The 17593-nt window shown below is 49.6% G+C and carries 14 protein-coding genes and 1 other annotated feature; all 14 genes read left to right on the forward strand.

Features of this window, described 5'->3' with window-relative positions; translation table 11 throughout:
- The first annotated feature begins 9 nt into the window (after window positions 1-9).
- Entirely contained in the window at window positions 10-837 is an 828-nt protein-coding gene (gene ccsA, locus AAIH57_RS27775; protein WP_430023768.1) for a cytochrome c biogenesis protein CcsA, read from the forward strand.
- 5 nt (window positions 838-842) lie between these two features.
- The gene (locus AAIH57_RS27780; RefSeq protein WP_430023769.1) at window positions 843-1493 is read left to right on the forward strand and encodes a precorrin-2 dehydrogenase/sirohydrochlorin ferrochelatase family protein; all 651 of its coding nucleotides are present in this window, start codon (window positions 843-845) and stop codon (window positions 1491-1493) included.
- Between the two features lie 2 nt (window positions 1494-1495).
- Window positions 1496-2452 (forward strand): hydroxymethylbilane synthase, encoded by a 957-nt coding sequence (gene hemC / locus AAIH57_RS27785; protein WP_430023770.1) that lies wholly within the window; start codon window positions 1496-1498, stop codon window positions 2450-2452.
- Window positions 2453-2456: 4 nt separating this feature from the next.
- On the forward strand, window positions 2457-4019 hold the full coding sequence (gene cobA, locus AAIH57_RS27790; protein WP_430023771.1) for a uroporphyrinogen-III C-methyltransferase: 1563 nt from the start codon (window positions 2457-2459) through the stop codon (window positions 4017-4019).
- 131 nt (window positions 4020-4150) lie between these two features.
- Entirely contained in the window at window positions 4151-5155 is a 1005-nt protein-coding gene (hemB, locus tag AAIH57_RS27795) for a porphobilinogen synthase (RefSeq protein ID WP_175394399.1), read from the forward strand.
- A gap of 143 nt (window positions 5156-5298) precedes the next feature.
- A complete protein-coding gene (gene hemL / locus AAIH57_RS27800) occupies window positions 5299-6603 on the forward strand; it encodes a glutamate-1-semialdehyde 2,1-aminomutase (RefSeq protein ID WP_430023772.1) in 1305 nt (434 codons plus the stop codon).
- Window positions 6600-7508: an RluA family pseudouridine synthase gene (locus AAIH57_RS27805; protein ID WP_430023773.1), complete on the forward strand. Its 909-nt coding sequence runs from the start codon at window positions 6600-6602 to the stop codon at window positions 7506-7508. The genes hemL and AAIH57_RS27805 overlap by 4 nt, the downstream gene beginning before the upstream one ends.
- Window positions 7509-7643: 135 nt before the next feature.
- Window positions 7644-9182, forward strand: coding sequence for a LysM peptidoglycan-binding domain-containing protein (locus tag AAIH57_RS27810; protein ID WP_430023774.1), 1539 nt, complete (start codon window positions 7644-7646; stop codon window positions 9180-9182).
- A gap of 161 nt (window positions 9183-9343) precedes the next feature.
- Window positions 9344-9629, forward strand: a binding site (T-box leader).
- 58 nt (window positions 9630-9687) lie between these two features.
- Entirely contained in the window at window positions 9688-12354 is a 2667-nt protein-coding gene (locus AAIH57_RS27815; protein WP_430023775.1) for a valine--tRNA ligase, read from the forward strand.
- 77 nt (window positions 12355-12431) lie between these two features.
- Window positions 12432-13808 (forward strand): bifunctional folylpolyglutamate synthase/dihydrofolate synthase, encoded by a 1377-nt coding sequence (locus tag AAIH57_RS27820; protein ID WP_175394395.1) that lies wholly within the window; start codon window positions 12432-12434, stop codon window positions 13806-13808.
- A gap of 56 nt (window positions 13809-13864) precedes the next feature.
- Window positions 13865-15184, forward strand: a complete 1320-nt coding sequence (murC, locus tag AAIH57_RS27825) for a UDP-N-acetylmuramate--L-alanine ligase (RefSeq protein WP_246310758.1) — start codon at window positions 13865-13867, stop codon at window positions 15182-15184.
- Window positions 15185-15302: 118 nt separating this feature from the next.
- A complete protein-coding gene (locus tag AAIH57_RS27830) occupies window positions 15303-16496 on the forward strand; it encodes an SPOR domain-containing protein (protein ID WP_430023776.1) in 1194 nt (397 codons plus the stop codon).
- Between the two features lie 144 nt (window positions 16497-16640).
- Window positions 16641-16883, forward strand: coding sequence for a DUF4321 domain-containing protein (locus tag AAIH57_RS27835; RefSeq protein WP_175394392.1), 243 nt, complete (start codon window positions 16641-16643; stop codon window positions 16881-16883).
- A 93-nt stretch (window positions 16884-16976) separates the two neighbouring features.
- Window positions 16977-17588, forward strand: a complete 612-nt coding sequence (locus AAIH57_RS27840; protein ID WP_430023777.1) for a Maf family protein — start codon at window positions 16977-16979, stop codon at window positions 17586-17588.
- Window positions 17589-17593: the final 5 nt, after the last annotated feature.

Raw genomic sequence — 17593 nt, forward strand, 5'->3', positions numbered from 1 at the left:
GTGAGCAGCTTGACCCTTGCTGAACAAATCTATGAAGCTCTGATCTATATGTATGCCCTGAGCCTTCTGTTCTATTTCTCGGACTGCATTCGACGGAATGCGGGGGCGAAGCGGACGGGCACAGGGTTTCTTGTCGTTGTCTGGATGCTTCAGGTTGTTCATGTGATTTTACGCATGTGGACCGAGGGCCATTTTCCGATCTATACGACCTTTGATTTTTTATTCATCTTTTCGTTTAGTATCGTACTGATGTCGCTGGCGATAATTCGTGTCCAACGTTCGGAATTTGTCATCCTGCTGTTAAATATCGTCGGGTTTTCCGTTACGGTGCTGAACCGATTGTGGTTCACGGCTGGGGAGATTTCACTGCACAACTGGCAGACTGTACACGGATTGCTTATCATGCACATTACGCTGGCGAATTTGGGATTCGCAGCATTAACGGTGGCTGCTGTTTTTGCGTTGTTGTATCTATTCTTGCATCGCAAACTGAAAAACAAAAAGTGGAATGACACGATGCGGCGGATGCCCAGTCTCGAAGTTATTGGCAAGTACATGGACGGTGCTACATTAATAGGAACACCATTGCTAGGTGTCTCTGTTGTACTGGCTGTATTATCCATTGTCGCAGAGACACGCTGGTTTTTGCTTCTGGATCTCAAAGTCATTGCCACAGGTCTCGCAATCGCGATCTATATTGGTTATTTTGTGTCCAAGCAAAGAAAGCAGTTTTCCAACATTATTATGGCAAGATGGACATTGATTGGATATGGTTTTGTCATTATAAGCTTTTTATCCAATGCGTATTCAGCGTTTCATCGCTGGACAGGAGAGTGAAGGCTATGGATCGCTACACCCCGCTATTTGTAAATACTGCAGGTAAAACGTGCTGCGTCATTGGTGGCGGACGTGTCGCCGAACGTAAAATTAAAGGTTTGCTTCACGCCGAAGCACATATTAAAGTGTTTAGTCCGGAGATCACAGCGGAGCTGAAACAACTGCATGATGATTCCCGAATTGAGTGGATAGCCCGGTCCTACCGCAATGGTGATTTGCGGGGGGCCTTTCTCGTATATGCGGCAACGGATCACGTTGAAGTCAACGCATCGGTTGTACAAGAAGCGAACGAAGCGGGCATACTGGTGAATGATGCCATGTCTTCCGAGCGCAGTGCTTTTATCACCCCCAGTGTAGTCAGGCGTGGGAGATTAAGTATTGCCATCTCTACGGCTGGAGCAGGACCGGCAGCAGCTGCTGAGATTCGGTCCACATTGGAGCAGCAGTTTGGCGAAGAATACGAGACTTATATTGAGTTTTTGCATCAGATGAGGACTGAAGTGAAGGCACGTGTATCGTCTCCGGGTCACAGAAGGGTGTTACTGCGGCAATTGACGGAAATGAATGTATTGGAGGACATCCGTACAGGGCAATTCCGGTGGTGGACAGAAGAAGAAATCGGGAATTGGATATCCCGTAATCAGGAGGAACTGTAGACATGCGTACAATTAAAGTGGGAAGCAGACAAAGCGCACTAGCTTTGACACAGACAGGCCATGTAATTCAGGATTTACGCAGCATTTGTGAGCGGGAAGGTTTAGCATTTGACTTTGAAGTACATAAGATCGTTACGAAGGGAGACTTGATTCTTGATGTAACGCTGTCCAAAGTCGGAGGCAAAGGGCTGTTTGTCAAAGAAATTGAACAGGCGATGTTGGATCATGCCATCGATATGGCCGTGCACAGCATGAAGGATATGCCATCCGAATTGCCGGAAGGATTGACCAACGGCGCTGTGCCGCGCCGTGCCGACCCGCGTGATGCATTGATTTCCAATGGAGGCCTCTCTCTGGACAAACTGCCAGAAGGTGCGAGAGTGGGGACAAGCAGCCTCCGTCGTTCCAGTCAATTGAAAGCATACCGTCCGGATCTGCAGCTTGAATCCCTTCGTGGCAACATCGACTCACGTCTTCGCAAACTGGAGACAGAGGGCCTCGACGCTATTATTCTAGCTGCTGCTGGATTATATCGAATGGGTTGGCAGGATCGGATTACCGAGTATCTGTCCGAAGAGGCTTGTCTTCCTGCGGTAGGTCAAGGTGCACTGGGGATTGAATGCCGGGAGGATGATGCTGAACTGCTCCATCTGCTGAAGCTGTATAATGATTCGGAGACAGCAACTCCCGTATTGGCAGAACGTCGTTTCCTCAGCGTATTGAATGGGGGATGCCAGGTTCCGATTGGTGCTCATGCCGTCTGGATTCCTCAACAAGATACCGATTCCCCGAATGGGCAAAACACGTTACAATTAACGGGTATGGTCGGTACGCCGGATGGCGGACTGATTCTTAAGGAAACGCTGACTGGCAAAGATCCGGTTCGTTTAGGAGAAGAAGTGGCTTGGAGATTGATTGAACGGGGAGCAGAGCAGATACTGGCAGAAGTTAGGGGATGAAGACATGGTGGGAAAGGTCTTTTTGGTAGGGGCAGGTCCGGGGGATGCGAAGCTGATTACGGTAAAAGGATGGGAGTCCATCGGCAAAGCAGACGCCGTAGTATATGATCGTTTGGCCAGTCCGAGATTATTGAAGCAGATGAAGCCTGGCGCGGTGAAGATCTACGTGGGCAAGCGGCCTGACCGACACACGATGAAACAGGAAGAGATCAATCAGCTACTGGTGGATCTGGCCTTGGAAGGGAAAGTGGTCGTCCGGCTGAAGGGCGGAGATCCGACGATATTTGGACGCGTAGGCGAAGAGGCGGATCTGCTGCGCAAAAACGGTGTTCCTTTTGAAATTGTGCCTGGAGTTACCGCAGCCATAAGTGTACCTGCTTATGCCGGAATACCGGTGACCCATCGCGATTATGCATCTTCCATTTCCATTATTACGGGACATGAGAGCCCGGACAAGCTGGATCGCAGCATTCATTGGGATAAAGTAACGAACGCAACGGGTACACTTGTATTTATGATGGGTGTAGCCAAAATCGGCTATATCAGTGAACAGCTCATCCGTCATGGCCGTCCGGCACAGACCCCTGTCGCATTGGTTCGTTGGGGAACCAGAGCGGAGCAGGATACCCTCATAGGTACGCTTGAAAATATAGAGGCCAAGGTCATTGCTGCCAATTTCCAACCACCTGCAGTTATTGTGGTGGGGGATGTGGTGAACCAGCGTGAGCAGTTAAAGTGGGCTGAGGCACTGCCGTTGTTTGGCAAACGAATACTGGTGACGCGAGCTCGCAGTCAGGCGAGCGAACTGGTGAACCGAATCGAGGAACTTGGCGGTGAGCCGTACGAGTTTCCGGTGATTGAAACGGTTATGCCCTCCAGTGAGACTGCAAGGCAAAGTGTCAAAGGTGCTTTTGATGTGTTAAATACATTTGACTGGGTATTTTTCACCAGTGTAAATGGCGTGGAATTTTTCTTCCGTCATCTGGAACTACAGGGTAGGGATATCCGCCAGATCCATCAAGCGAGAATCGCTGCGGTAGGACCTTCGACCGCTGAAGCCCTTCGTAAACACGGTATTATTGCGGAAGTGATCAAGGGACCTTTTCAGCAGGAAGGCATGCTGGAAGCTTTCGAAAGTGAGCTGAAAGAAGGTCAAAAAGTGCTGCTTCCCCACGGGGATCTGGCACGATCATGGTTGCCTGATCAGTTAAGGGAGCGTGGACTTGAGGTCACAGAAGCTATTATCTATGACACCGTTTTGGCGGGTGAAGATGATGACGAACTCCTGAAACTGCTGGAAGAAGGCGGTATTCACGCTGTAACATTTACAAGCTCTTCAACAGTCACCAACTTCATGGAGATGCTTAAACGCATGGGATTGCAAGATCCATTACCTTTGTTAAAAAATGTCGAGGTTGCATGCATCGGACCGGTGACTGCCAAGACGGCCGAAGCCGCGGGGTTGAAGGTGACACTGATGGCTGCAGACGCAACGATCGAAAGCCTGATTGCTGCTCTGTGCGACTGGAAACGGACACCTTCTGTAGATGGGGCTTTGTCTCGTTGATTGCAAGAATCAGACCGCTATTGCAATAGATCGTATTTATATACAAAATGCTGGATGAAGCGTGCTGAATTCGTTAGGATACCGGCGCGCTTCCCTTTTTGTGCTACTTACTTCAGAGAGGATGTTTCTATATGAGTTTTCCAATTGTACGACACCGTCGTTTAAGACAATCCGCAGGCATTCGCAATATGGTCAGAGAGACGCATCTGACAGTGGATGATTTTATCCAACCCATTTATGTAACCTACGGAGAAAATGTAAAATCCGAAATCAAGTCCATGCCGGGCGTATTCCGTTTCTCGCTTGATCGTTTGCAGGAAGAAGTGAAAGAGATTGCTGAGCTGGGTATTCCGGCTGTATTGCTGTTCGGTATTCCTGAGACCAAGGATAGTGTGGGTACTTCCGGATTTGCTGAAGATGGCATTGTGCAGGAAGCAACGAGATTGATCAAATCCTGGTATCCGGAGCTGCTGGTTGTGGCAGATACCTGCTTGTGCGAATTTACGGATCACGGACATTGCGGCATGGTGCATACCGTTGAAGTGGACGGGCACATTTGCGGGGATGTTCTGAATGATGAATCGCTGGATTTGCTCGTGAAAACAGCCGTATCCCAGGCCAAAGCAGGCGCTGATATTATTGCCCCATCCAACATGATGGATGGATTCGTTCAGGCCATTCGGGCAGGGCTTGATGAGAATGGCTTCAGCCATATTCCAATCATGTCATACTCCGTCAAGTATGCATCCGCATTTTACGGACCTTTCCGTGAAGCAGCGGATTCCACACCGCAGTTTGGGGATCGCAAATCGTATCAGATGGACCCTGCGAATGCCCGGGAAGCGCTGCGCGAAGCCGAAACGGATGTGCTGGAAGGAGCGGACATGCTAATGGTGAAACCGTCACTTTCCTATCTGGACGTCATGCGCACGATTAAGGATCAATTTGATCTTCCGCTTGTCGCTTATAATGTAAGTGGGGAGTATGCCATGGTCAAGGCAGCAGCTATGCAGGGATGGATTGATGAGAAAAAGGTCGCCATGGAAATTCTGCTCAGCATGAAACGCGCGGGTGCGGACATGATCATTACGTATTATGGAAAAGACGCTTCCCGCTGGCTGGCTGAAAAACAATAGCACGTTGTAACCATATTCCTGTTCATTGAATGAGACTTTCTGGTTCAAATATATTAATGGCCCTGCCTGACTCGAAAATGTCGCTGTATGGATTAAGACTGTCCATGCACGAGCAGGGCCTTCACTATTAAGGAGGATGTTCCATGACTGCACAACAAGGAAAACGACGCAATGATGAGCGCTCACGCAGCGCATTCGAAGAAGCCAAGCAGTACATACCTGGAGGCGTAAACAGTCCCGTTCGGGCATTCAAATCGGTAGGACTTACCCCAATCTATGCGGAACACGGAGAAGGCTCCAAAATCTACGATATTGATGGCAACGTATTTATTGATTATGTAGGCTCATGGGGACCGCTTATTATGGGGCATGCCCACCCTGAAGTTGTGGAGGCACTGCGCGAGACCGCCCTTAAAGGAACGAGTTTTGGCGCCCCAACGCTGCTGGAGACAGAAATGGCTAAACTCGTCTGCGAACGTGTGCCTTCCATTGATATTGTGCGGATGGTCAACTCCGGTACGGAAGCAACTATGAGTGCCATCAGGCTGGCACGCGGAGTAACGGGTCGCAGCAAAATTTTGAAGTTTGAAGGTTCATATCACGGACATGCAGACAGTTTGTTGATCAAAGCGGGATCAGGCGTTGCAACCCTTGGATTACCTGACAGCCCAGGGGTTCCTGAAGGAGTGGCTACCAATACAATTACAGTACCTTACAATGATTTGGAATCGGTCAGCCTTGCGTTTGAACGTTTCGGTGAGGAACTGGCTGCTGTCATTGTTGAACCTGTGGCCGGCAACATGGGAGTTGTACCTCCGGCAGCCGGCTTTCTTGAGGGCTTGCGCAATCTGACCAACCAGTACGGCAGTTTGCTCATCTTTGATGAGGTCATGACCGGTTTCCGTGTAGGCTTGAACTGTGCACAGGGCCGTTATGGTGTTACACCTGATCTGACTTGTCTGGGTAAAGTGATCGGCGGCGGGCTCCCGGTTGGAGCATATGGCGGTCGCCGGGATCTGATGGAGCAGATTGCTCCAACCGGACCAATCTATCAGGCAGGAACATTGAGTGGTAACCCACTGGCTATGGCAGCAGGCTACACGACACTCAAACTGCTGACACCAGAAGTCTATGACCGGTTGGAGACGTTGTCTGCACGTTTACAAGCCGGTTTTGAGAAAAACGCAGCAGAGACGGGGATCGCGGTAACGATTAACCGTGTTGGTTCCATGGTATGTCCATTTTTCAGTGATGTCCCGGTAACCAATTACGATGCAGCTAAAGAAAGCAATCTGGATCAATTCCGTCGCTACTTTGCAGCCATGATTGATCATGGCGTAAGTGTAGCACCTTCCCAGTTTGAAGGCATGTTCGTCTCTGGTGTGCACACGGAGCAGGATATTGACGATACCATTGAAGCGAACCGCAAGGCACTTCAATCTCTATGATGATCAAAAGTTGGAAACGTCGTGGAGAATGGCTTGAGCTGATGCCAGGCAAAGTGGTAACAGGCAGTTCAGACAGGCAGCTTGCGGCTGAGCAATGGCTGCTCTCTGAACTTCAGTTTCCGGAAAAACTGTTCCGCCAGCTCAAGGCAAATCACGGAATTCAACTGGCAGGGGACCGGCTTCGGCTGGCCCTTTTTGCGTCTCAGCCCATTGATGTTGAGCCTCGCTGGGCGGATATGAGTGTATTGTTTGAGGATGATTTTTGTCTGGTGGTGCACAAACCCGCGGGTATGAAGCTCCATCCCGATGGAAGCCGTGCCGATCATGCAATCACGCTGGACCATGCAGTGGCTTCCTATTATGAAATGAATGGCATCGACGCGAATGTGCGCCATGTGCATCGATTGGATGAGGATACAACGGGTCCTGTTTTATATGCCAAAAATGCTTTTGCTCTTGCCAAGCTGGATGAGGCGATGCGGCGCAAAGAGATTGGACGCCAATATGCAGCCATTGTCGAAGGTCAGGTATCTCCGGAACTCGTCCAAATTGATGCTCCAATTGGCAAGGACAGACATCATAAGCAGCGCAGACGTGTTTCCGAGGGTGGTCAGGAGGCAGTAACACATGTAGAGATAAGGGAAGTATGGGAACGTGCCACACTTGTGCGATTGATATTGGATACAGGGCGTACGCATCAGATCAGGGTACATCTGAGTTATTCCGGACACCCGCTTGTTGGTGATTTGCTATATGGTGGCCGACCTGATGCGATTGGACGTCAGGCTCTTCATGGAGAAGTGTTAATGTTTAATCATCCACTTACCGGGGCATTGATTGAAGTTCGTGATCCATGGCCTTCTGATTTTTGGCAGCTCGCACAGCGGGAAGGCAATTCCCGATAAAAAGTTAAGGATTGAACAAAGGTGGCATGCTCATCTCATCCATGGCATATAGATGGGGTAACGAAGGATTTGGACCATGGATCAGTCCCATGAGAAGGATCATGGTGAACATATGCCGAAAGGAGGACGCCACCTTTGTTGAATCAACCTTATGGTTTACGGTTCGATATTTATGAGCGCGTTCATTTGTCCGAGGGAGTCCCAGCCATTGAGGAACTGGAGGAAATTGAGTTATACCCGCGCATTCAAGTCATCGGTCAGGATGATCATGCAACGCTGCGAGGCCATCTTTTGCTTACAGGTGCATACAGGGGAGAGAACGAGATCTCGGAGGAGCTGAAGCATTTTATTCCGGTTGAAATCACGGTTCCCCTGAATCGGGTAAGATCACTTGAGGATATTTCAATTGAGATTGAAAATTTTGATGTGGATTTGTTATCCAGCCGCAGTCTGAATATTACGGGTGTATTGTCACTGCGTGGCATAGAGGGTTTTCCTGTGGAAGAGACTCAGGCCTGGTCAGCAGACGAGTTTACTGTCGTACATTCAACTGATCCGCAGCAGGGTAACCGAACCCCTGAAGAAGGGTTAACGGATGTTGGTTTGAACACCTTTGCACAGGAGTATTTGCTTCAACGTAGTGAAGAGGAAGGTCTTTCCATAGCTGCTGAATCTCTGTATGCGGCGGAAGAATCTAACCATTTGCTGCAACCTGCTGACGAAAATATTCGTTATGAAGCAGACACCCAGTCGGAATCCCAGATAAACCCTGCACCTGAACAGCTCTATGCTGAGACGAGTGAAGATCCCTATGAAGAGGAAAGTCAGAACAGACCCCCTGCTGACGAAGAATATCCATCCTTAATTACTCAAGACGATGAAATTGCTGAGAATGAGGTGTCCAGCTCGCCTTCGCCTGTCTCTTCTTTTATGGCGGAGACTGCTGACAGGCTTGCTTCTTATCCGGAGTCAGAGCCTTTGCTTCCCCTCGCCGAAGATTCGTCGTCTGTCTGGTCCGAGCCTTCCGTGGAGACCTTACATACAAACACGGGGCTGAACCAACAAACTTCGGAAGATTCAGCCGCCTCGAATGTTTGGAATTTTGAGTCCCGATCGATCTCCCAGCAGGAAGATCAACCTGCGGCTGAAGTTCCGGCAGAAAATTGGCAGGATGTATTCGCCGCGTCTGAACCTGAAACTGCTGAGGTTGAGAGACCTTCTTCGCTGGAAGCAGGGAGTGCAGATGAGGCCGTGGAGTCTGCCTCGTTTATTCCAGAACCTGTGGCTGAGACGGAAGACAAGCCGGAGCTCAAAGTGGCTTTTGGCAGCAAGAAGGCATCTTCATCAAGACAGGAAGAAGGGGTAGGCATCTCCTCCCTGTTGTCTTCGGGCAGATCCGTGCGCGATGCTGAATCGGATCGGGAGGACGAGTCGGTCGCGGGTACCAGTCAGGAAGAACCCTATCAGGCTGATGATGTTCAATGGAAGAACCTGTTTCTGGGTACGATCGTCGATCAGACGCCATTCCGCAAAGTGAAATTGTGCATTGTTCAGCGTGAAGAGACACTGGATACCATTGCTGACCGTTATCAATTGAGTACCCGGGAACTCCAGTTATACAATCGTTTGTCCGAACAGGTTGTTGAAGAAGGGCAGATTTTATACATCCCCTGACCTCTGACCTGTGAAATAACGATCCGCACTGACCCGCAATCCGATCAGGATTGCGGGTTTTTGCAGCTTTTTGGTTCTGCACCCAAGCCTGCCGCCTGTTTCCGCTGTTGTCAGGTTGACTATCGGGCACGGTCAGGGTATGATGTGTTTAGGTTTTTTGAAGAACAACGTGGAACGGGAGTAGTAGACAGCATGGCCTTTCAGAGAGCGGGATTGCAGCGCTGAGAAATTCCGCAGGAACCAACTGATCGAAGTCGCCCGGGAGTTGCCTGTTTGAATATGAGGAATAATGAATCAAGTACTTGTGATTTGTTCCTGAAGTAGGATGGGCCGGTAGCAGCCGTTATCTGCTTGAAGTGTCACGTGAGGCCCCAGAAAGGCATGTATCTTCTTTCTGTCTGCGTGAAACAAAGGTGGTACCGCGAAAGCTAACCTTTCGTCCTTTGATGGATGAAAGGTTTTTTTGTTTTTTGGCGATGATGATTAAGTAACGGAGGAATGACACATGTCTGAAGAAAAAAAATCAGCTGCAACTGAAATGCCGACGACGTATGACCCGAAAGCTGCGGAGCAAAAATGGTACTCCACCTGGACAGAGCGTGGGTATTTCAAGGCTGGGCAGCGCAAGGATGCTGAGCCGTATACCATTGTAATTCCACCCCCGAACGTAACCGGAATGCTTCATATCGGTCATGCACTTGATTTCACATTACAGGATATCCTGATTCGGACCAAGCGGATGCAGGGCTATGATGCGCTGTGGCTCCCAGGTTCCGACCATGCAGGGATTGCTACCCAAACCAAAGTGGAGCAGAAACTGCGTGAAGAAGGCTTAACCCGCTATGATCTGGGGCGCGAGAAGTTCCTGGATAAAGTATGGGACTGGAAAGAACAATACGCGACAACGATCCGTCAGCAGTGGGGGAAGATGGGCTTGTCGCTTGATTATTCACGTGAACGCTTTACGCTCGACGAAGGGCTTTCCCAAGCGGTGCGCAAGGTGTTTGTTCAACTGTATGAAAAAGGCCTCATTTATAGAGGTAAACGAATTATCAACTGGGACCCGGTAAACCGTACTGCATTGTCTGATATTGAGGTTGAATACAAAGAGGTTCAGGGACACCTGTATCATCTGAAATATCCACTCAAAGACGGAAGCGGATACGTAACAGTGGCGACCACTCGTCCGGAGACGATGCTGGGCGATACTGCGGTTGCAGTTCATCCGAAGGATGAGCGCTATGCAGACATGATTGGCAAAACGCTGATCCTGCCGATCATTGGCCGTGAGATTCCGGTTATCGCAGATGACTACGTGGATAAAGAATTCGGAAGCGGTGCTGTAAAAATTACACCTGCACATGATCCGAATGACTTCGAAGTGGGTCTTCGTCATAATCTGCCTCAGATCACAGTGATGGATGAGACAGGTACCATGAATGCCGAGGCTGGCAAATACCAGGGTCTGGACCGCAGCGACTGCCGTAAGCAGATTGTAGCAGATCTGCAGGAACAGGGCGTATTGATCAGCATTGAGGATCACACGCACCAAGTTGGACACAGCGAGCGGACAGGAGCTGTCGTTGAGCCATATTTGTCCACACAATGGTTTGTTGAGATGAAGCCTCTGGCAGAAAGAGCCATCCAAAAACAGCAAAACGGTGATGGTGTAAACTTTGTTCCGGATCGTTTTGAGAAAACATATTTGAACTGGATCGAAAATGTCCGTGACTGGTGTATCTCCCGCCAGTTGTGGTGGGGACATCGAATTCCTGCCTGGTACGACGACGAGACGGGTGAAATTATTGTATCCGCTGAAGATCCAACCACGCTGCCGGAATACGCTGGTCGCAAGCTGAGACAGGATGAAGATGTACTGGATACGTGGTTCAGTTCGGCATTGTGGCCTTTCTCCACACTCGGCTGGCCGGAAGATGCAGAGGATCTGAAACGGTATTATCCGACAAGCGTGCTTGTAACCGGATATGACATCATATACTTCTGGGTTGCACGGATGATCTTCACTGCTCTGGAGTTCACGGACGAAATTCCATTTAAAGATGTCCTGATGCATGGTCTTGTTCGCGATGCAGACGGACGCAAAATGTCCAAATCACTCGGTAATGGTGTGGATCCGCTGGATGTTATTGAGAAATATGGTGCAGATGCGATGCGCTACATGATTTCCACCAGCAGCACGCCAGGCCAAGATCTTCGTTTCCGCTGGGAGCGGGTAGAACAGGCACGCAACTTTGCGAATAAAATCTGGAACGCATCACGCTTTGCACTGATGAATCTGGAAGGTTTCACTTACGAAGATCGCGACATTAGTGGAGAGCTTGGAACTGCGGATTATTGGATTTTGCACCGACTGAACGAAACTTCCCGCGATATTACGCGTCTAATCGAAGCATACGAATTTGGAGAAACAGGACGCTTGCTGTACAACTTTATCTGGGATGACCTCTGTGACTGGTATATTGAATTTGCCAAGTTGTCCTTCTACGGTGAAGATCCGGTTGCCAAGAAAAAAACACAATCGGTACTGGCTTACGTTCTGGATCACACCATGCGCCTGATTCACCCGTTCATGCCATACATTTCGGAAGAAATCTGGCAGCACCTGCCTCATGAAGGCGAGACGATTACACTTGCTTCCTGGCCAGTGTATGACCCTGCGCTGGAGAATACGGAAGCCGTTGCTGAGATGAACCTGCTCATGGATACCATTCGTGCCGTACGGAACATCCGTGCAGAAGTGAATGTGCCAATGAGTAAAAAGATTGAATTGATGGTAAAAGCGAACAGCGCCGAGACATTCAGCATCATCGAACGCAACAGCCATTACATCCAACGATTCTGCAATACATCCGAGTTCGACAGCGGACTTGATCTGAGTTCACCGGACAAGGCAATGAGTGCTGTGATTACGGGAGCTGAACTGTACTTGCCGCTGGCAGGACTGATTGATATTGAGCAGGAAGTGGCTCGCCTGGAGAAAGAGTTGCAGAACCTTGAAGGCGAAGTACTCCGTGTAGAGAAAAAACTGGCAAACGAAGGCTTCGTGGCCAAGGCACCAGCCAAGGTTATTGAGGAAGAACGCGCCAAACAAGCGGATTATTCGGATAAACGGGATAAAGTCATTGCCCGGATCAAGGAACTGAAAGGTTAATATTTCTGGGTCGGATGGAGAGGAACATGCCATCCGGCCGATTTTTTCAATCAAACTCGGGACCGAAGGTGAAACCTATGACGGAACTTAATGGCACGGGTACTATTGCCCCTCTGCATACGTATGACGAGGCTGTGGACTGGATCAATGGCCTTATTCCTTTTGGCATCAGACCCGGATTGGAACGAATCATGGAGTTGATGTCACTGCTGGGAAATCCTCATCAACGTCTCAAATTTATTCATGTCGCGGGAACGAACGGTAAAGGTTCGACTTGCGCTTTTTTGACGTCAGTGCTGCTTCAGGCGGGATACGATGTCGGCACGTTTACATCTCCGTATATCACGAAATTCACGAATCGTTTTCAGTACAACGGTGAGGATATTCCGGAAGAGACGCTGCTGAAGCTGGCGAATCGACTTCATCCTTTGGTCACAGATATGGCTTCCACTTCCCAAGGGTCACCTACCATGTTCGAAGTGTCTACGGCACTTGCACTACTCTACTATGCGGAAGAGTGTTATCCGGATGTCGTAGTATGGGAGACTGGACTGGGGGGAAGGATGGACGTAACGAATATCGTTACACCTGTGGTTTCGGTGATTACCAATATCGGTATGGATCATACGGATGTTTTGGGAGACACCATTGAAGCGATCGCGGGAGAAAAAGCGGGCATTATCAAACCAGGCGTACCTGTTGTCACCTGTGTCACGCAGCCGGAGGCGGTGAAGGTGATTCAGGAAAAGGCACACCAGCTCCGATCAACCGTGTATTTGTCAGGAGAACAATTTTCTTACCATAGACTGAATAGCGATGAGAATGGTCAATCTTTTCATTTTACAGGGCCGTTCCGTGAGCTGGATGTTCGGATTCGCATGCAGGGCATACATCAAATTGATAATGCTGCGTGTGCTCTTATGGTGCTTGAATTGCTCAGGCAATACATGGCGTTTATGCTGGATGACAGAGATATTGCACTTGGATTGGAGCATGCCTTTTGGGCTGGCCGGTTCGAGAAGGTTGTGGATGAGCCCCGAATTGTACTGGATGGAGCGCATAATCCGGAAGGGGCAGAATCACTGGCCAAGAGCATTATCGACGTATATCCTCACAACAAGTTAAATTTGATGATGGGCATGCTGGCGAATAAGCATCACGAAGCGTATTTGCAGCATATACTGCCACTAGTGGATACGCTGATCCTGACCGAGCCAGATTTTCGACGCAAGATGGATGCAGCCGAGTTGCTGCAGATCGTCGAGCGGGTACGTCCCGCCATTGCGAAGCAGGATCTGGAAATCATCGTCGAGCCCGATTGGGCGAAGGCACTTGATCTATTGAAGTCACGGACGGAAGCGGAAGATCTGGGGGTGGTGTCCGGCACATTGTATCTCATCGCGGATGTGCGGGCAGCCCTTTTGCATCAAACCGATTCTGAAAAAGGTTGGTGAAAGTTTTGTTAAATACATCAGAACACGTTCATTTTATAGGGATTGGCGGATATGGCATGAGTGCCATCGCAAGAGTTATGCTGGAAATGGGATACACCGTTACCGGATCGGATGTCGCTTCACAGGAGTTGACCGAGAAGCTGGCAGCCAAGGGAGCGAAAATATATATCGGGCACACGGCAGAACATGTAAATGGAGCAGATCTCGTGGTCTACTCTACGGCGGCTCCGGCGGATAATGTGGAGCGTGTGGCAGCTGAGCAGCTTAATATCCCGATTCTTCACCGTGCGCAAATGCTGGCGCGCTTGTTGAACGAACGCAAGGGTGTGGCGGTTGCTGGTGCCCATGGTAAAACGACAACATCTTCCATGATTGCACTTGTCATGGACAAATGCGATACAGACCCGACCTATATCATTGGTGGGGAGATCATGAATCTGGGCACCAATGCCAAGGCAGGTCAAGGTGACTGGGTTGTTGCCGAGGCGGATGAGAGCGATGGATCGTTTTTGCAATACCATCCATGGCTTGGTATTGTAACCAACATTGAAGCGGATCATTTGGAGAATTACAACAGTGACTTTGAGGAACTCAAAAAGGCGTATGTTCAATTTTTGAGCCAAATTCGTCCGGAGGGAACAGCGATTGTCTGTGCGGATGATGAGAACATTCAGAGCATTTTGCCTGAACTGAAATCTCGAATCACGACGTACGGTATTGATCAGAAGGCTGACTATATGGCATCGGATATCGTGTTAGGTGATCGCCGGATCTCCTTCACGATGAGCCATCAGGGTACCGCTCTGGGAACGGTAGAGCTTTCTGTTCCGGGCAAACATAATGTTTATAACGCTATGGCTACGGTAATTACCTGTCTGGAAGCGGGCATTCCGTTCGAGAAGATCACGGCAGCCATTATCCAGTTCCATGGGGCCAAACGCAGATTCCAGGTACTTGGTGAAGCACAGGATATTCTGGTTATCGATGATTATGCACATCACCCGACTGAAATCGAGGCGACCATCAGTGCAGCGAAAGCGACAGGGAAACGTATTATTGCAGTGTTCCAGCCGCAGCGATACACCCGTACCTTTTTCCTGCTGGATGCGTTTAGTCGTGCTTTCGCGGAGGCAGATGAGGTGCTGATTACCGACATTTACTCCCCGGCCGGCGAAAAACAGATTGAAGGTGTGCACTCCGCCAAACTGGTTGAACTGATTGTTCAGAACAGTAATGCGGCTGCTCGCTATCTCCCTACCAAGGAAGAAGTTGTAGCTGATTTGCAGAATCGTCTACAGCCGGGAGACCTTGTACTCACCATGGGTGCAGGGGATATTTGGAAAGTTGGCGATACGCTCGCCAAAGGCTTGAAATAAATCATGGTCCTGACCCGCTTGTCCTCGTATGGAGGCAGGCGGGTTTTTGAATTCCCGGAATCTTTCATTGTCTCCAGTCATATAGTTGATATAAATGGAACAAAGGAGAGGGTACGGGGTGAGCAATGCTAGAATGACATTTCGTTTTGGGGAGAACGAGTCGGACAAGCCGAATTACAAGGAGGAGAAGGTGGTCGGAGCCTTTCCTTCCTTGACGGATGAGATTTCACAGAGTTCGGCGCGGATGGATAGCACACCTTCCTGGACACCGGAAGATATCCCTGGAGATTGGGGAGAGATAACATTGCCAGGGACAAGCTTGCTAGAATCGGAGTCTGATCAGAAAAAGGTTAAAAACTCGGAGCTGATGCAGCCGCAGTATGTCTATTCGGACCGTGTTATAGATCCCGAGGAAAATGAGAGGGAGCTACCTGATGACAGCAACTATGAGGGCCACGATTGGATGGCGGATCGTGATCACTACTCGTATAAGCGAAATCGTCCTCCAAGAGGCTGGAAGATGATTGGTTCAGTCACGGGAGCTTTGGTAACCGGCGCTCTTTTCGGTATGGTCATTCTCTCCTTTTTTAATCGGGAAGGAACAGATCCGGGGGTCCTTCCTCAAACCAATCAACCGGTATCGAGTGTAACGGGAGTACAAGGCGCAGCAGGGACGGAGCAGCAGGTTCAGTCGGTGTTGAATGGGGGCAGCTACTATGCGCTACAGTATGGCGTGTTTAGTTCACCTGAACGTGCTGAACAGGCCAAGCTTGAGCTCTCGCAGGCAGGGATTGCCGCGGGAACGGATCCGGATGATGGGAATCGGGTGTATGCAGGCATATCCGCTGACCGAGAGGAAGCTAAACTGCTTAGCTCTCGTCTTAAGTCTGAGGGAGTTGAGCTGTATGTCAAAGAAATTGCATATCCCGCAGTAAACTCCGCTGCTCTGGGCATGAACCAGGAAGATGTTCAGCTGTTTTTCAGCAGCAGTTCGACACTGGTGGAACAACTGTCGACACTGTCGATCGGGCAGCTCGGACAGGTGACTCCTGAGCCTGTGCCTGCTGAAACAATGACGGCTTTACAGAATCAGCACCAATCCTGGCTAACAGGTGTAGGGAAACTTTCAGCAGCAGTGGGACAGGAGGCGGAGCCCATCGTTTCGGCTATGAAAAAATCGATGAACAGCGCAATTACAGCAGTTGCTGAATATAACAAAAATCCCTCCGATGTGCACATGTGGTCCGTACAATCCGATCTGATGGATTATGTCTTACAGCAGAAAAAATGGCTTGAGGGGATAAAGCAATAAGTTTTCCTTCCCCTAACACTGCCCCGAAATCCCTGTCCGGCAAGGAACTGGAAATAGTTCCCCTTGCCGGATTTGTGTTTGTATTGACGTACAAAACCCCGTATAATAATGTGGGTGTCAAAAAATGGCGAGGGAAGATAACCGATGAAAAAAAACTTCGGCATGTTATTGCTGTTTCTGCTGCTCGGCTGGATGGCCGGAGCGTGGATCGCCAAGGCACTGCAGCCGGTAAAGGCTGTTGCCATTCTAACCAAAGCCACGACCATACGTTGGTCACCGCAGGCTGATCTGGACATTATCAGTTATGACATTTCATTTCAATTTCAAATGAGCCTTCTCAGTCTGATCGGCATTATTGCCGCTGTATGGCTGTATCGCAGACTGTAGGAGTATGACGATTTTTGACGAAGAAACTAAACGTATGACATCTATTTATCGTGATTAGGACGGATGTCGCCGTAGCATAAGGAGCCGTTCATTTTGAATAGATCACAATCGCGCCCGATTATTCTGGCTTCCACTTCGCCACGGCGCAAAGACCTGATTGCTTCACTCCAATTAGCTTTCAAAGTAATACCAAGCCACGCGGATGAAGATACACCGCCGGAATGGACTCCAGAGCAAACTGTTCAGGAACTCGCCATGCGCAAAGCAATGGCAGTCTATCGTGGCCTTGAGGGTCTTGAACAGGACGCTGTCATTGTGGGCAGTGACACGATTGTTGTACTGGATGGAGACATTCTGGGCAAACCCGTGGATCAACAGGACGCTGAGCGTATGTTAGCAAGGCTTCAGGGACGTACACATCGTGTGTTCACTGGAGTGGCTTGCATTGATGCCGGAAATGGAAAATCCGTTGTGCATTATCGGCAGACGGATGTAACGATGAAGGAGCTGTCCGAGGCTACGATTCGTGCGTATGTTCAGACAGGAGAGCCTATGGACAAAGCCGGATCGTACGCAATTCAAGGAATTGGCGCTTCACTGGTAGACCGCATTGAAGGGTGCTACTTTAATGTGGTGGGCTTGCCTCTTTCCCTGCTGAGTGACATGCTGGATGGATTCGGAGTCCATGTGCTGCCGCGAGCTTGATTTTG

Origin of the sequence: Paenibacillus sp. MABNR03 (genome assembly GCF_050455445.1) — a bacterium.
Lineage (GTDB): Bacteria > Bacillota > Bacilli > Paenibacillales > Paenibacillaceae > Paenibacillus > Paenibacillus xylanilyticus.